We start from the raw sequence: 17,323 nt of genomic DNA, 5'->3' as shown, positions 1-17,323 counted from the left end.
ATTGCCAGGAGTTGCCCATGAATGCTGCAGATCCCCTTCCACCGCGCGTGCTGATCGCCGAAAGCGACCCCTGGGTTCGCGACATGCTGCGCGAGATGCTGCTGAGCGTGCGCTGCGACGCGCGCCTGGAAGTCTGCGCCGACGGCTCCCAGGCGCTGAGCGCCTTGTCCAGCAAGCCCGACCTGATCATCGCCGCCCGCGAGCTGGTGGGCCTCGATGGCCTCGATCTGCTGCGCAGGGTGCGTGGCCGGCGCGAACAGGCCGCGCTGCCGTTCATTCTCATGAGCGAGCGCAACGACAGCGCCAGCGTCAAGGAAGCGCTGCCACTGCACCCTACCGCCTACCTGAGCAAGCCGCTGAACCTGGACAACCTGCGCAAGCGTCTGGAAAACCTGCTGCTGGAAGTGGGCGAGCAGATCGCCTGCCCGGTGCCGCCGCTGCAGCCCGGCGCTCGCCTGCCAGCGTTCCTCGAGCAACGCCGCGCCAGCGCCGACGGCGGTCCGCTGCTCGCGGACGTGCAGGCGGCGGTCAAGCGTGCGCTGAGCCCGCAGGGCCTGGACCTGCGCGTGCTGGAGGAAGACATCCGCACTGATCCGCAGATCACCGCCGTGCTCATCGCCGCCGCCAACAGCGCCGCCCTGCACCGCGAGAAGCCGGTGCAGACGCTGCTTCAGGCGCTCAACCAATTGGGCAGCACCCAGAGCATGAACCTGGTGCTGGGGCTGACCCTCAAACGCAGCGCGCGCCTGAGCGATCCGCTGCTGACCCACCACGCGGCGCATTACTGGAACCTCTCGCTGCGCACCGCCGACTACGGCCGCACCCTGGCGCAACAGCTCGACCTCGACCCGGAGCGCTGCTACTGCGCCGGCCTGCTGCATTGCCTGGGCGATCTGGCGGTGCTGCGCACCTTGCAGGAGTGGCGGCTGGCCGGGGGCGAGCTGGACGAAGATCAGGTGCAACTGTCGCTCAACGAATTCGGCGCGCCGTTCGGCTCGGCCTTGCGCACCCGCTGGCGCCTGCCGCTGGACCTGCGCGAACTGATCGCCGCCATCTACCAGTTGGGCGGCGGTGTGTATTCGCGGGAGATCCTGGCGATGAACCTGGCCGGTCAACTGTCGCGCCTGCCGGCTTCGCAGAACAACGCCAAGGTCGCCAGCAGCAAGACCGCGCGCCTGCTCAAGCTCGGCCTGCCTGAGCTCAACCGTCTGCGCGAGCCGCCTGCGGCAGCGGCCATCGAGACCGTGCCGGACGCGCCTCTGACCGAGCAAGCGACCGCTTCAGAACCCGCGTCGCAACGGCCAGCGGTGTCGGGCGACGAGATGGACACGCCCCCCACCGCCTGATCCGCCCAGCGCTGATGAACGCACGACGAAATACGCCGTGCGTTTCGCGATCCCGTTCACAGATTCGCGCTTTGTAGGACTATTCCTACGAACGGTCGCAACTTTCCGACTAATTCCCCGTCTCAACGCTCGGCTGACCGCGCTTCATTCCTTCCCTGCGCGGCGCCCCTTCTTACCTGATCTTCGGCCCACAAGGATGTGCCATGCTGCCACTCGCCCGTCGTTCGGCGTTGGTTGCGCGCGTCTCGCGCGTCACCGCTGCTCACTGCCTGTCATCCGCCTGGCTATTGCTGGCGGGCCTGCTCGCCACTCAGACGTCCCTGGCGGCCGGTCCCGAAGAAGAACTGCAACGCCAGCGTGAGCGTGAGCGGGTGCTGCGCGAGCAACTCGATACCCGCCCCGACGTGCGCCTGGAAGCGGCGCCTGCCGAGGGCGCCACCGGGCGCCTGCCGCAAAACGAAACCCCGTGCTTTCGCATCCAGCAGATCCGCCTGATCGGCGACGCCGCCGAGCAGTTTCAGTGGGCCTTGCGCGCGGCCAACCCCGCGCATGACCCGGCGCTGGGCCAGTGCCTGGGGGCAGGCGGTCTGAACCTGACCATGAAGCGCGTGCAAAACGCGATCATCGAGAAAGGCTTCGTCACCACCCGCGTGCTCGCCGAAGCCCAGGACCTCAACAGCGGCATCCTGGTCTTGACCCTATTGCCCGGACGCATCGGCCAGATTCGCTTCGACGCCGCCACCAGCAGCCGCGCCAATGCCTGGAACGCGCTGCCGGCCCGGCCGGGCGACCTGCTCAACCTGCGCGACATCGAGCAGGGCCTGGAGAACTTCAAGCGCGTGCCAACCGCCGATGCCGACATCCGCATCGCCCCTGCCAGCGCCCAGGACGCCAAGCCCGGTGAAAGCGATGTGATCATTGCCTGGCGCCAGCGCTTCCCGGCCCGCCTGAGCCTGTCGGTGGACAACAGCGGCAGCAAGACCACCGGCAAGTATCAGGGCGCCGTAGCCTTGTCGCTGGACAACCCGCTGTCGCTCAACGACCTGTTCTACGCCAGCTTCAACCACGACCTGGGCGGCGGCGAGTCCGGCAGCAAGGGCACCAAGGGCCACACCCTGCATTACTCGGTGCCGTTCGGTTATTGGCAGTTGGCCTTCACTACCAGCGAATACGACTATCACCAGACCGTCGCGGGCGTGAACCAGAACTTCAGCTACCGGGGCGAAAGCCGCAACAACGAGTTGCGCCTGTCGCGCCTGGTGTACCGCGATGCAGTGCGCAAGACCACGCTATGGAGCAGCCTGTGGACGCGCTCGTCGGACAACTTCATCGACGACACGCAGATCGAGCAGCAGCACCGGCGCATGGCCGGCTGGCAGGCCGGTGTCGGTCACCGCGAATTCATCGGCGCCTCCACCCTCGACCTGGGCCTGAGCTATCGCCGCGGCACCGGCGCGCACGGCGCCCTGGCCGCGCCCGAAGAAGCCTTCGGCGATGGCAGCGCGCGCGCCAAGATCATCCTCGCCGACGCCCAACTGCAAGTGCCGTTCACCGTCCAGGACCAGCGCCTGCGCTACATCGGCGCCTGGCGCGCACAGTGGAACCGTACCGAACTGGTGCCCCAGGACCGCTTCACCATCGGCACCCGCTACTCGGTGCGCGGCTTCGATGGCGAGAACATTCTCTCCGGCGACCGTGGCTGGACCCTGAGCAACGAACTGGGCCTGGCCTTGGGCAACAGCGGCCAGGAAGCCTACGCCGGTATCGACTATGGCGAAGTGGGTGGCAACGCCGCCGACTACTTGGTGGGCCGCCGCCTGGCCGGCGCGGTGGTCGGCGTGCGCGGCGGCTACCGCAACCTGACCTACGACTGGTCATGGGGCACGCCGCTGAAAAAACCTGACGGCTTCGACACCGCCCACTTCACCAGCGCCTTCACGGTCGCCCTGTCGTTCTGAGGTCACGCCATGCGTCTGGACACGTTCGAGATCACCGCCCCGGCCGTCTTCGACGAGCCGTGGAACGAGGCCACGGTGCTGGGTTGCGCCACCTGGTTGTGGATGCAGTCCGAGGCGCACCGCGATGCGCCGCTGCACACCCTGTCGAGCCTGCTGCTGCCGGCGCTCAAGCAGCGCCAGTTCGTGCTCGGCAGCGAGCACGGCAAACCCGTGTTCTACCTGTCGTGGCTGAGCCTGAGCGAGGAGGCCGAACGGCGCTACCTGACCCGCTCCCCGGTGGAAATGGACCCGGACGACTGGCACAGCGGCGAGCGCCTCTGGGTCAACGACTGGATCGCCCCGTTTGGCCACACGGCGGTGCTCAGCCGCCTGCTGCTCAGCCGCGTGTTTCCCGACCGCTGCGCCCGCGCGCTGTATCACAAGGGCGAGCAGCGCGGTTTGAAGATCAAGACATTTCACGGCATCGGCGTGATCCCCGAACAGGCGCGCGCCTGGTTCGCCGCTCATCCACTGGCCACCGGCGCCTGAGTCGCCAGCAAAGGGACTTGCATGAACAAGCATCTGCACCGCGTCATCTTCAACAAGGCCCGTGGCCTGCTCATGGTCGTGGCCGAGAACGTCAGCCGCCAGGGCAAGGCGCCGGGTACCCGTGAGGCCGCCAGTCACGCCGACGCGTCGTGCGTGGTCACCCTCGGCCGCCTGCGCTTCGCGCTGATGGGCGCGCTGGGGCTGATCAGCCTTGGCGTGGCGCCGGCCTGGGCCAACGGTATCGTCGCCGACCCCAGCGCGCCCGGCGGGCAACGGCCGATGATCATCGAAAGCGCCAACGGCACGCCGCAGGTGAACATCCAGACGCCGAGCGCGGCCGGGGTGTCGCGCAACCAGTACAGCCAGTTCGACGTCGACTCGCGCGGCGCCATCCTCAACAACGCCGGCAACAATGCCCAGACCCAGCTCGGTGGCTGGATCGAGGGCAACCCCTACCTGGGCAACGGCAGCGCGCGGGTCATCCTCAACGAGGTCAACGCCAGCAATCCCAGCCAGTTGCGCGGCTATGTCGAGGTGGCCGGACAACGCGCCGAGGTGGTGATCGCCAACCCGGCCGGTATCACCTGCGACGGCTGCGGCTTCATCAACGCCGACCGCTCCACCCTGACCACTGGCCGCGCCCAGCTCGAAGACGGGCGCATCGTCGGCTACCGCGTCGAAGGCGGTACCCTGACCATCACCGGCAAGGGCCTGGATGCCCGCGACAGCGACTACACCGACCTGATCGCCCGGACCGTGCAGGTCAACGCCGGGGTCTGGGCGAACGACCTCAAGGTCACCACCGGTCGCAACGAGGTCAATGCCGACAACAGCCAGGCCAGCGCCCTGGCCGATGACGGCAGCGCCAAGCCCGAGGTGGCCATCGACGTCGCCGAGCTGGGCGGCATGTATGCCGGCAAGATCAAGCTGGTGGGCACCGAAGCGGGCGTCGGCGTGCGCAACGCCGGGCAGATCGGCGCCATGGCCGGTGAAGTGACTGTCACCGCCGACGGACGACTGGTCAACCAGGGTGCCATCAGCAGTGCCGCCGACACCGGTTTGGCCACCGGCGGCGGTGTGGATAACCGCGGCAGCGTCTACGCCAAGGGGGCGGTGCAGGTGAGCACGGCCGGGGCTGTGGATAACACCGGCACCGTGGCGGCTCAAGGCGATGTGCGCATCCAGGCGGCCAAGCTCGACAGCGCCCGCGACGCCCTGCTGGCGGCCGGTGTCGATACGCAAGGTGTATCCAGCGGCAACGCCACCTTGCAGGTCCAGGCGCAGCAGATCGCCGCCAACGGCCAGAACCACGCCAGCGGCGCGGTCGATCTCAAGGCTGGCACGTTGGACCTGCGCCACAGCAAGACCCAAGGCGCCACGCTGGCGCTGAGCGCAGACAAGGGCGACCTGGACCTCAGCGACAGCACCCTCGACAGCCCCGGCGCGTTGCAGGCCAGCACGGGTGGCACACTGCGCAGCGATCGTGCGCAGGTCAACGTCGGCCAGTTGCAGGTCGATGCGGTCGGCTTGAGCAACCAGGGCGGGGAGCTGGTTCAGACCGGCGCTGCCGACAGCCGGATCAAGGTCCGCGACAACCTCGACAACAGTGACGGTCGCATCGCCAGCAACGCGCGCAACCTCAGCCTCGACAGCAGCACCCTGAACAACCGCCAGGGCAAGGTCGAGCATGCCGGCAGCGGCCAGTTGGACGTGCGCGCCCGCGAAATCGACGGCACCGCTGGCACTTTGGCCAGCAATGGTGCGCTGCAGATCAGCGCGCAGAAGGCCGTGCTCGCCCAGGGCCAGGCCCAGGGCCGCCAGGTGACTCTGGACAGCCCTCAGCTCGATACCCGCAACGCCACTGTGATCGCCACTCAGGGCGGCGCCTTGCGGGTGCGCAACGCCACGCAACTGGACAATCGCGGCGGCACGCTGGCCGCAGGCGGCAGCCTGGACATCGCCGCGACCGCAGTGCGCAACGACGGCGGCACCCTCAGCGCAGGTGGCACCCTCGACCTGCGCAGCGACCGTGTGGATAACCTTGCCGGCACCATTGCCGCCACCCAGGCCATGCAGATCATCGCCGGCCAGTTGGACAACACCGGGGGCACCTTGGGCTCGGTCGCCGGCAGCGTGCGCCTGGACGTCACCGACGGCACCCTGCTGAACGCGGGCGGCCGTATCGAAGCCGCAGGCCTGGTCCAGGTCGCGGCCAACGGCGTGGACAACCGCCAGGGCACCCTCAGCGCGGGTCAACTGTCGCTCGACAGCCGCCAGCAGACCTTCGACAACGACGGCGGCACCCTCGACGCCGGCGCCACGCTCGACGTGCGCAGTGGCGAACTGCGCAACAGTGCCGGCCTGATCCAGGCCGGTGGCCGCCTGTTCATCGACACCGGCAGCCAGGCCCTGCACAACGCTAATTCCGGCAGCGACAAAGGCATCGTCGGCCAGGACGCGGTCGAGCTGCGCAGCGGCCACTTGCTCAACGACCATGGTTTCATCGCCGGTAAAGGCGATGTGCTGTTGGTCGCCCCCGTGCTGGAAAACCGCGGCGAGGTGGTCGGCGAGCGTCAGGTGCAGGTGCAGGGCGAGCAGTTGGACAACCAGGGCGGCAAAATGCAGGCCCGCGGCGACCTGCAATTGACGCTGCGCGACGCTCTCGACAACCGCGACGGCCTGCTGCGCAGCGCCGGGCAGCTCAGCCTGCAGACCGCCCAGGTGGATAACCGCGCCACGGCCGTCACCGACAAAGGCATCGAAGCACAATCCCTGCTGCTGCGCGCCGACGCGCTGGACAACCGCGAAGGCGCCCTGCGCGCGGATCAGGCCATCGACCTGGGCCTGGCAGGCACCCTGGACAACGACAAGGGCCTGGTGTCGGCGGGCGGCGAACTGCGCCTCGCCGACCGTGACGCGGCGCAGTCGCGGCTGCGGCTGGAAAACGGCAGCGGCACGCTGATCGCTGGGCGTCTGCTGGCCATGAACGTCGCCTATTTCAGTGGCAGCGGCCGGGCGTTGAGCCTGGGCGATCTGCTGCTGCAACAGCAGGGCGACCTGACCCTGGCCGGTCAGGTGCAAGCCAACGACACGCTGACGCTGGAGGTTGGCGGGCAATTGAACAACAGCGGCAAGCTGCTGGCCGGCAAAGCCCTGAGCCTGCGCGCCGCGCAGTTGGACAACCGCGCCGAGGGCGAGCTGTCGGCGACCCAGGTCGATCTGCGCCTCAGTGGCCCGTTGACCAACCGTGGCCTGATCGACGGCCAGCAGGTGCGCGTGCAGGCCGATGAACTGTTCAACCTCGGCACCGGGCGCGTGTACGGCGACCGCCTGGCCATCGCCAGCCGCAGCGTGGTCAACCGCGACGAGAATGACCGCGCGGCCACCATCGCCGCCCGCGAGCAACTCGACATCGGCAGCCAGCAACTGGACAACCGCGAGCAGGCGCTGATCTTCAGTGCTGGCGACCTGGCCATCGGCGGCGCGCTGGACAGCGACGACCATGCCAGCGGCCGCGCCACGCTGCTCAGCAACGCCAGCGCCACCCTCGAAGCCTTGGGCGACCTGCGCCTGGCGGTGGGCGAGCTGCGCAACACCAACGAACATTTCAGCACCACCGAGGTGCTGGTGAGCACCGAGCAGTTGCGCGAATACCAGCTCAGCGGCTCGCCGAATCGCTACCGGCCGGACCAGATTTCCGTCTACAACGACGAAGTGGACCACCTCAATACACCCGAAGGCACCCGCGACAACTTCAACCGCTACGACTACACCCGCAGTGTCAGCGAGACCCGCATCGCCACTTCTGCGCCAGGCCAGATCCTCGCCGGGGGCGACCTGACCTTCAGCGGCGATACGGTGTTCAACGACAAGAGCCGCATCCTCGCCGGTGGCCTGTTGCAGGCTGGCGCGGCGCAGGTGACCAACACCGAAGTGGATGGTCGGCGGGTGACCACCGATGCCGGTACGGCCACCAACTTCTACCGCATCCAGCGCAAAGGGCGCGACCGCCAGGGCACCAACGTCGCGGCTTACCGCCCGGCGCCGCTGATCCAGGACATCGACCTGACGCCGACCGAGTACGGCGAGCACGCCACCATCAACGGCAGCGGCACGCAGATCGCCGGGCGCGACCAGCAGCAGGTCGGCCAGCAGGTGGCCACGGTGGGCGCGGTCGATACCCCGGTCGCCGAGCAGTACCGTGTCGGCGCGGTGGTCTCGGTCAAGCTGGCTGACGGCCAGGGTGTCGCCGACCAGGTGCGCAGCGGCGGGCTGAACCTGGCGCTGCCGAGCAACAGCCTGTTCCAGACCAACCCCGATGCCGTGCGCGGCTATTTGATCGAGAGCGATCCGCGCTTCACCAGCTACCGCAACTGGCTGTCGTCGGACTACATGCTCGACCGCCTGCAGGTCGATCCGGCGCAGACCCAGCAGCGCCTGGGCGATGGCTTCTACGAGCAGAAGCTGATCCGCGAGCAGATCGCCCAGCTCACCGGGCGGCGTTTCCTCGACGGCTTCGCCAATGACGAAGCGCAGTACCGCGCCTTGATCGACAACGCAGTGACCGTCGCCGACACCTGGAACCTGGTGCCAGGCGTGGCCCTGACCGCCGAGCAGATGGCCCAACTGACCAGCGATATCGTCTGGCTGGTGTCGCGCGACGTCACCTTGGCCAACGGCCAGACGCGCCAGGTGCTGGTGCCGCAGGTATACGTGCGGGTGCGCGACGGCGATCTCGACGGCAACGGCGCTTTGATCGCCGGTCAGCAACTGCGTCTGGACCTCTCCGGCGACCTGCTCAACAGCGGCAGCCTCGGCGGGCGCAGCGTGGTGGCGCTGACCGCGCAGAACATCGACAACCTCGGAGGGCGCATCCAGGGCAACAACGTCGCGCTCAAGACCCGCGACAACCTGAACAACCTCGGCGGCCTGATCGGCGCCACCGACAGCCTGGCGATCGAAGCTGGCCAGGACATCAACGTGCGCTCCCTGACCCGCGACAGCAGCAGCGAGCAAGGCAGTCGCAGCAACGTCTCGCGGGTCGCCGGCCTGTTCGTCAGTGGCGAAGGTGGCGCTATGCGCGTGGCCGCCGGTCGCGACCTCAACCTGCTGGGCGCCCAGGTGGTCAATGCCGGCGCCGGTGGCGTCAGCCAGCTCGAGGCTGGGCGCGACGTCAACCTGGGCACCGTTGCCGAGCAGCACCAGCAGGCGATCAGCTGGAACGCCAGCAACTGGCGCAACGAGGCCAGTCGCGGCGAAGTGGGCAGCACCGTGCAGAGTACCGGCGATCTGCGCATCAAGGCCGGGCAGGACATCGCCGCGCGTGGCGCGACGGTGGCCAGCGACCAGGGCATGGTGATGGCCGAGGCTGGGCGCGACATCAGCCTGAGCGCCGCCGAGCAGTACCAATTCGCCGACGAAGCCCACAAGTTCAAAGGCAAGAGCGGGCTGTTCTCCAGCAAGACCACTACCTTGCGCGACACCGTCAGCCAGACCCAGGCCCAGGGCAGCACCGTCAGCGCCGAGCAGACCTACCTGCAGGCCGGGCGCGATATCCAGGTGCGTGGCAGCGACGTGGTGTCGACCCAGCAGACCGTGCTGGTGGCCGATCGCGATATCGACGTCGAGGCGGCCAGCCAGAGCAGCAGCGAGCGCCATGACAAATCGGTGAAGAAGAGCGGCCTGTTCAGCGGCGGTGGCCTGGCGCTGACCATCGGCACCCAGCAGCAGAGCGTCAAGGACCTCACCACCCGTGAAACCGCACGCGCCAGCACGGTGGGCAGCACCGAGGGCGATGTGCTGATCGAGGCCGGACGCCAGTATCGCCAGGTCGGCAGCGACGTCATGGCGCCCAAGGGCGACGTGGACATCCTGGCTCAGCAGATCGCCATTACCGAGGCTCGGGAAACCACCGACCGCACCCGCGAAACGCTGTTCAAGCAGACCGGCTTCACCGTGACCATCACCAACCCGGTGATCAGTGCGATCCAGACCACCCAGCAGATGCAGCGGGCGGCCAACAAAACCGAGGACGGGCGCATGCAGGTGCTGGCCGCTTCCACGGCCGCGCTGGCGGTGAACAACGCGGCCACGGCGGTGGCGCAGGATCCGGGCGCGGCGGGTGGGGTCAACATCAGCCTGTCGCTGGGCACCAAGAAACAGCAGAGCACCACCGAACAGCACAGCGACACCGCGGCCGGCTCCAAGGTGGTGGCGGGCAACGACGTGCGCCTGCGTGCCACCGGCGCCGGTGCCGACAGCGATATCACGGTGCAGGGCAGCGAGATCCGCGCCGGTCGCGATGCCACGCTGGCCGCCGACGGCGACATCAACCTGCTGGCCGCCCGCAACACCAGCCAGTTGGACAGCGACAGCAAGGGCAGCAGCGCCAGTGTTGGCATCGGCCTGTCGTTGGGCGGCACGCGCAACGGCTTCACCCTGGACGTCGGGGTCAACGGCAACCGTGGCGAGGCCGACGGTGAGACGCTCACCCACCGCAACGCCGTGGTCGAGGCTGGCAACCGCGCCACCCTGGTGTCCGGTGGCGACAGCAACCTGCGCGGTGCGGTGGTCAGCGGGCGGGAAGTGATGGCCGATGTCGGCGGTGACCTGAACATCGAAAGCCTGCAGGACACCGACACCTTCAAGGTCGACGAGAAGAGCATGGGCTTCGGCGTCAGCCTGTGCATTCCGCCGTTCTGCGTGGGCATGAGTTCGATCAGCGGGGCCAGCGCCAACTTCGGCGGCACCGACATGGATTCGGACTTCGCCAGCGTCACCGAGCAGTCCGGGATCAAGGCCGGCGACGGTGGGTTCGACGTCCGCGTGGGCGGCAACACCGACCTCAAGGGCGCGGTGATCGCCAGCAGCGAGCAGGCCGTGGCCGAGGGCCGCAACCGTCTGGTCACCGGCAGCCTGACCAGCAGCGATATCCGCAACAAGGCTGAGTACGACGCCAGCACCTTCAACGTCGGTGGCGGCTTCAACGAGATCGGCAAGGACCAGCAGGGCAACGTGCAGACCGGTGGCAGCATCACGCCAGGCACCGAGATCCCGACCAACGAGCGCGAGCTGGGCGCCAGCCTGCCGATCGCCATCAGCGCGAGCGACAGCGCCAGCAGCGTGACCCGCAGCGGCATCAGCGGCGCTTCGATCCTGATCACCGACGAAGCCGCCCAGCGCGAGCGCAGCGGTCAGAGCGCCGAGCAGACCCTGGCGGGCCTGGACCGCGAGGTGTCCAGCGAGCGTGACGGCAGCAATGCACTCAAGCCGATCTTCGACGAAGAGCAGATCCGCTCGGGCTTCGAGATCGTCCAGGCCTTCGCCAACGAGGCCGGCACCTTGCTGGCGAACAAGGCCAAGGAGGTCGATGCCAAGCGCAAAGCCGCCGAAGAGGCCGAGGCCCAAGCGGACAAGGCCGCAGACCCCACCGCCGCGCTGGCCTTGCGCACCCGTGCGCAAAACCTGCGCAACGAAGCCGACGGCATCGCCGGCAACTGGGGCGCCGGCGGCACCTACCGGCAGATCACCACGGCGTTGGTGGCGGCCGCCAGCGGCAATATCAGCGCCAGCAACGGCGCCTTCCTCCAAGGCATGGTGGTCAACTACGTGCAGCAGCAGGGCGCTGGCTACATCGGCGACCTGGTGGCCAAGGGCACCTTGGTTGAAGGCACGCCGCTGCACGCCGCACTGCATGGCATCCTGGCCTGCGCCGGTGCTGCCGCCAGCAGCCAGAGCTGCGGCAGCGGGGCTGCTGGCGCGGCGGCGTCGAGCCTGCTGACCGGGCTGTTCTCCGAAGCCAGCCCGAACGAGAGCGAACGCGAGCGCGAGGCCAAGCGCAACCTGATCGTCAGCCTGGTCACCGGGCTCGCCGCCACCTCGAACCTGGACGCCGCCACGGCCACTGCGGCGGCCTCCGGGGCTGTGGATAACAACTGGTTGGCGACGCAGCAGTTGGTGCAGGCCAGGAAGGAATTGAAGGAGGCCGATGGGCGTATTGCCGAGCTGAAAGTGCTGGGCAAGTGGGCCTATATCAGCAAGAAGCAGGACCTGCTGACCCAGAGCGGGGTTGGCGCTGGCCTGGTGGGCGCTGGCTTCGACGATATCAAGGGCCTGGCCCAGTTCGTCATGCACCCGATCCAGGGGCTGCAAGGCATGAAGCAACTGATCGACGATCCGGCAGCGCGCCAGCAGTTTGGCGACGATGTGATCGCCGCCCTGGACCAGAAGATCGACCGCATGGCCGAGGCGCTGGAGAAGGGCGGGGATGAAAAGGCTTTCGAGTTGGGGCGTGACCTGGGTGAGTTGGTGTGGCAGGTGGGCGGCATCGCCACGGGTGCTGGAGCGCTGGCCAAGGGTGGCGTGAAGCTGGCCAGTGTCGGCATCAAGGTCGGTCGTGGGACGTTAGAGAAGATGGCCACGGATGGGGCCAGGATGGCGAAAGCGGAGAGCACGGCGGCCGGAGTAGGTAAACCTGCGTCCAGACCTGTAACCGGAGCTCCCGAAAAACCTGTGGTGGTTAATCCGGAAACAGTAGCCAGCGGTACTAAGCCTGCAACGGATCCTGTGCCTCCAAAAGCTGAGCCTTCTGTCAAACCAGTGCCTCCAATGGAAGAGTTCACGGTCAAGTCATTCAATCCATTTGGCAGTGATAAGTTCAAGGCAATGACGCCTGAACAGCAGAAGGCGTTCCTCAAGGAATACAACAAACAGCTGCAAGCGCAGCAGGATGCTATCAATCGGATGACGGTTGATGACTTCAAGGCTGCGCGAGACGCCTACAAGGAGGTCGGGCGAAATCCTGATGCAGTGGCTGCTCAGCAGAAATTCGGAAAGGACTTCGAAGCGTTGGTCAGACGGAATGTGACTGAGAGCCTTCTTGAGAAAGGGGTGGATATAAGGACTGCCACCGCAGAAGCAACTGTCAGAGCTAAGCAAATACGTGCGGACCTAGCCGCGTTGCATGAGCCTGACATGGTCGCTGGTGGGTGGTCCAGCTTCAAACCTGTCAGAATGGGCGATACGCTTGTCAACTCTTCGATTGGTGGGGGTTGGCCGAGTCGACTGGATGCGCTGGATTCCGCAGTCGACAAAGCTATCGCTAACGGTGCAGGCGCATCGAACATGAATGTTAGATTGGAGCTGCTCAGAGGCCCTAAACAATGAGAGATGATTACTTTCAGATGTTCGTCGATAACTTCGGGGAGCCTGTGAACCGCAGAGAAGTTCCGGCTTCCAGCGTTGAAAAATATCGTTTTAAACTTCCTGATGCACTACTTGGCTATTGGCAAAGTGAGGGCTGGAGTGCTTACGCAGACGGTCTGTTCTGGATCGTCGACCCCGATCAGTACTCGGCCACGCTGAAACAATGGCTGAGTGGCTCGGAGATAGAGCATGTCGATAACTATCATGTCATTGCGAGAGACGCCTTTGGTTCTCTGTATGCCTGGGGCGAGCGCTACCAGCGTAGCATCACGATATCGAGCCTGGCGGGTGGCATCGTCGCGCTGAAGAGCCAACTGCAACAACGCCAGACGAATCCTGACCGGGCGCTGGGCATCTTTTTCGCAACCGCTACAAAAGCCGACTTCGACTTCGAAGACCGAATGGGTAACCCTTTGTTCGAGCGTGCGCTCGCCAAGCTAGGGCCTGTATCGGAGAGCGAAATGTACGCTTTTGAGCCTGCGCTGAGTCTGGGGGGGCGTGCGGACCTAGATGGTCTGGTAAAAGTCGATATGGATGTACATCTGACACTGCTTGACCAATTCAGGCGTTGAGTTGACTGAAGCGGTCTGAGTCCAAGCGTCTTTGTGCCGCGGTCGCTATCTGGGTAGGTGCATGTCCTTGAGTCGCCGCCGTTAGGGGGCTGAACTAATGGCGCTGATCCTCGAGGAGGGCTGGACACTGATGATAAGAGCGAACCGAGGAGATTCGGCATATTGGAAGGGCTGGGTTACTTACGGGGAGGAGTCTATCTGTCAGGCAAAGATGCACGCCAGCACGTCACCTGGCGACCCCAGCTATGAGCCACAGTACCTTTTCACATTGATACAGAAGCACTTGCATCAGATGCTGAGACTCTATTCAGCGGGGAATGCAGTGGCGCAAATGACCGCCTACTTTCCCGGCTTGCTCGACGCCTGGGACCGCTCCAAGCGACTGGGGGCTGAGCAGTGGAACGAGGATGAGCAGTACACGCGCAACGCCTGGCGGGTTAATTACGACCACTACATCGTCTGCTTCTGGCTGGTCGGCTTGGCATTGGCTCTGGAAATACCGGACCAGCAGTGGGAGCAATTGCTCACACTCGTAGGGAATGAGGGCGAAGACCGTCTGTTGGACCGAATCATCGCCTCCCGCTCCCCGCAACGGCGTATAGGTGATGTGCTGCTTTATCCCAAACCCTATGCCCGCTTGCTCAAGGCGATCGATGACCAGCCTGACCAACGAGCGTCTGCATTGTTGGATTTCGTTCGACATTGGTATGGCGAAGTCGGTGCAGGGGCGCGCTCAGGTGTGGGTAAGCAGGCAACGGCATTCAAGCACCCTTATTGGTATCGCTATGGTGATGAAAACTTTGAGGGGGGAGCCTATTTCGGCCGCTGGTGCGTGGAGGCTGTGGCGGCGGTGAAGGCGTTTGGGCTCGACGACAGGCTGTGTCTAGGGCAGGAGCACTATCCCCAAGCGTTGCTCCACCCCGAGACGCTGCCAGCGCAGCAGAGCCTGGAAGCGAAACCCGAAGAGCGTCGAGGATTCTGGTCGCGGTTATTCAATCGGAAGTCAGGGTAAGGCTCGTGGTGACGATCAGCACATAGAGCGCTGACTGTTTTTAGGCGTGTCGGTTTTGTTGTGTGCGGGGCTTTGTCGGAGCCAATCGAGATTCTGGACCCGGCCGTAAATCGTCGAAGGACACGTGCCCATGACCGCTATCAGGAGCGATGAGTTTTTTCCGTAGCGCGGCGCCAGCGTGTTCTCCTACCCACACACAATCCGATTCTTCCCCTCCCGCTTGGCCTGGTACATCGCCGCATCGGCGCGACTGAACAGGCTGTCCAGGTCGGTGTCCTGGGCTGAAAGTGCAGTCAGGCCCTGGCTGATGGTGACGCTGTAGCGCTGCTCGCCATGGCTGAAGGCCAGGCGTTCGATTTCCCGTTGCAGGCGTTCGGCGATCTGTGCGGCCACCTCGGCGCTGCAGCCGGGGAACACGGCGGCGAATTCCTCGCCGCCGATGCGGCCGAACAGGTCGCCCCGGCGCAGGATGGTCTTGCCGCTGTCGGCGATGCGCTGCAGCACCTGGTCGCCCTCGGGGTGGCCATAACTGTCGTTGATCAGCTTGAAGTCGTCGATGTCCAGCAGCAGGAAGGCCAGCGGCGTGCCGTTGTCGCGGGCGCGGTTGAAGGCCTGGCGGGCGCATTCGAAGAAGTGCCGGCGGTTGCTGCTCTGGGTCAGCACATCGGTGGTGGCCAGGCGCTTGAGTTCGCCTTCCAGGTGCTTCTTTTCGGTGATGTCCTCGGCGATGCCGACGATGATCACCCGCTCGCCCTCGCGCTGCTGGTTGATGTAGCACTTGTCGCTGAGCCAGCGCACTTCGCCCTGGCCGTTGACGATGCGGTACTCGCGGTCCTCGACCGTGCCTTTGACCAGCACTTGGGCCAGGCTGCGCTCGGCGTAGTCGAGATCGTCCGGGTGGATCGCGTCGCGCCATTCGTTGAAGTCGGCCATCAGCAGGCTCGCGGAGCGTCCGTAGATGCGCTCGTAGGCGGGGCTGATGTAGAGCACCTGACGCTTTTCCCAATCGAAGGCCCAGAGCACCGCGTTGACGCTGTCGAGCAACGAACTGAACAGTTGTTCGCGTTCGCTCAGGCGGGCTACTTCGCCTTGGGCATGCAGCAGGGCCAGGAGCATCTGAGCGGCTTCGGGGCGGGAGTCGCCGGTGTGCGAAGAGGGACGTTCTTTGGCCATGAGCACGGATCGGTTCTCGACGAGAGGGCGTGCGGCCGCCAGACAGCCCGCCACGCGGGCGATGATCCGATTTCGAGTCGAGGCAGGGGGTGAAGTTCCGGAGGGCGTGCCCCGAACGAGGGCACGCCGATCAACGGCGCTCAGGCGGCGCCGGGGCGCAGGGAGTAGGTCTTGAGCTGAGCGGCGAAGTCGCGCAGCGACTGGATGCCGCTGGCCTCGGCCTCATGTACCCAGTCTTTGATCGCCGCCAGCATGTCGTGGCCGTTGGCGCTGGTGCGTGCCCAGATGTGCTGCAGAGCCAGGCGTTTCTCGTAGATGGTTTTCAACGCCTGGCTGTGTTCGAGCATCGACTCGATGCGCAGGTGATGGCGGTCCTGCAGCAGGCTGGGTTCACGCGACAACAGGCGCTTGGCACGGCGGAACTGGTGGCGCATCGAGGCATCGACCTTGTTCAGTTCCTGCTTGACCAGCGGGGCGATCACCAGCTTGCGGTATTGGGCCATGATCTGGAAACGGTTGTTGAGGATCGCCATGGCGGTGTCCATGTCCAGCGACGCCTTGCCCTCGACCCGATGGGCGATGGGCGCCACGCGCTGCACCTTGGCCAGGCGCAGCAGGCACAGCAGGCGAATCCACATCCAGCCCATGTCGAACTCCCAGCGGCGTACCGACAGCTTGGCCGAATTGGGGTAGGTGTGGTGATTGTTGTGCAGTTCCTCGCCGCCGATGATGATGCCCCAGGGCACCAGGTTGGTGGCGGCGTCGCGGCACTCGAAGTTGCGGTAGCCCACCGCATGGCCCAGGCCGTTGACCACGCCAGCGGCCCAGAACGGAATCCACATCATCTGGATGGCCCAGATAGTGATGCCGATGGTGCCGAACAACGCCAGGTCGATCACCGCCATCAGGGCGATACCGCCGAGCTTGTACCGCGAATACAGGTTGCGCTCGATCCAGTCGTCCGGGCAGTTCTTGCCGTAGATGCGCAAGGTGTCCGGGTTGCGGGCCTCCTCGCGGTACAGCTCCGCGCCCTTGCGCAGCACCGTGCCCAGGCCCTTGTGCACCGGGCTGTGCGGGTCGTCGGGGGTTTCGCATTTGGCGTGATGCTTGCGGTGGATGGCGGTCCACTCGCGGGTGTTCTGCGCCGTGGTCAGCCACAGCCAGAAGCGGAAGAAGTGCTTGAGTCCGGCGTTGAGCTCCAGGGAGCGGTGCGCGGAATAGCGATGCAGATAGATGGTGACGCTGACGATGGTCACATGAGTCATCAGCAAGGTGACCGCGACCAGTTGCCAGGCCGAGAGGTCGAGTAGACCGTTATGCCACATGGTTGGAAAAGCCCTCGAGAGTAGGGTGGACAACGGGCGCATTATCCCTGGGCGGGGAAATAAAACCAGTCGAGCGTCGCCGGGCAGGCGTGCCATCGGTCTGGTGCAGGCCACCGGCCAGGCCGCAAAGGCAGGCCAGCCGGGAGGCGTCGGCGCGAAACACGACTTATTAATGAGCCCGGAATTAAAGTCACGGCATGTTTCA

At 65.7% G+C, this 17,323-nt stretch carries 8 protein-coding genes; 6 read left to right on the top strand and 2 right to left on the bottom strand.

The window, feature by feature from the left end; translation table 11 throughout:
- The first annotated feature begins 17 nt into the window (after window positions 1-17).
- The 6 genes from NJ69_RS17515 to NJ69_RS17490 all read left to right on the top strand — a co-directional run bounded on the left by NJ69_RS17515 (window position 18) and on the right by NJ69_RS17490 (window position 14,620).
- A complete protein-coding gene (locus tag NJ69_RS17515) occupies window positions 18-1,346 on the top strand; it encodes a response regulator (RefSeq protein ID WP_039581486.1) in 1,329 nt (442 codons plus the stop codon).
- A gap of 203 nt (window positions 1,347-1,549) precedes the next feature.
- Complete coding sequence (locus NJ69_RS17510) at window positions 1,550-3,304, top strand: ShlB/FhaC/HecB family hemolysin secretion/activation protein (protein ID WP_039581483.1); 1,755 nt, start codon at window positions 1,550-1,552, stop codon at window positions 3,302-3,304.
- Between the two features lie 9 nt (window positions 3,305-3,313).
- A complete protein-coding gene (locus NJ69_RS17505) occupies window positions 3,314-3,832 on the top strand; it encodes a toxin-activating lysine-acyltransferase (protein WP_029614153.1) in 519 nt (172 codons plus the stop codon).
- A gap of 21 nt (window positions 3,833-3,853) precedes the next feature.
- The gene (locus NJ69_RS17500) at window positions 3,854-12,997 is read left to right on the top strand and encodes a hemagglutinin repeat-containing protein (RefSeq protein WP_039581480.1); all 9,144 of its coding nucleotides are present in this window, start codon (window positions 3,854-3,856) and stop codon (window positions 12,995-12,997) included.
- 17 nt (window positions 12,998-13,014) lie between these two features.
- A complete protein-coding gene (locus NJ69_RS17495; protein ID WP_240326926.1) occupies window positions 13,015-13,608 on the top strand; it encodes a GAD-like domain-containing protein in 594 nt (197 codons plus the stop codon).
- Between the two features lie 97 nt (window positions 13,609-13,705).
- The gene (locus tag NJ69_RS17490; RefSeq protein WP_348529582.1) at window positions 13,706-14,620 is read left to right on the top strand and encodes a PoNe immunity protein domain-containing protein; all 915 of its coding nucleotides are present in this window, start codon (window positions 13,706-13,708) and stop codon (window positions 14,618-14,620) included.
- Window positions 14,621-14,806: 186 nt separating this feature from the next.
- Here NJ69_RS17490 and NJ69_RS17485 read toward each other — a convergent pair whose 3' ends face one another.
- Entirely contained in the window at window positions 14,807-15,835 is a 1,029-nt protein-coding gene (locus NJ69_RS17485; protein ID WP_039583297.1) for a GGDEF domain-containing protein, read from the bottom strand.
- Between the two features lie 98 nt (window positions 15,836-15,933).
- Complete coding sequence (desA, locus tag NJ69_RS17480) at window positions 15,934-17,118, bottom strand: delta-9 fatty acid desaturase DesA (RefSeq protein ID WP_039581479.1); 1,185 nt, start codon at window positions 17,116-17,118, stop codon at window positions 15,934-15,936.
- Window positions 17,119-17,323: the final 205 nt, after the last annotated feature.

The sequence above is a fragment of the Pseudomonas parafulva genome (assembly GCF_000800255.1).
Lineage (GTDB): Bacteria > Pseudomonadota > Gammaproteobacteria > Pseudomonadales > Pseudomonadaceae > Aquipseudomonas > Aquipseudomonas boreofloridensis.
The sequence above is the reverse complement of the archived record's forward strand: the minus strand, read 5'-3'. Positions and strand labels throughout refer to the sequence as shown.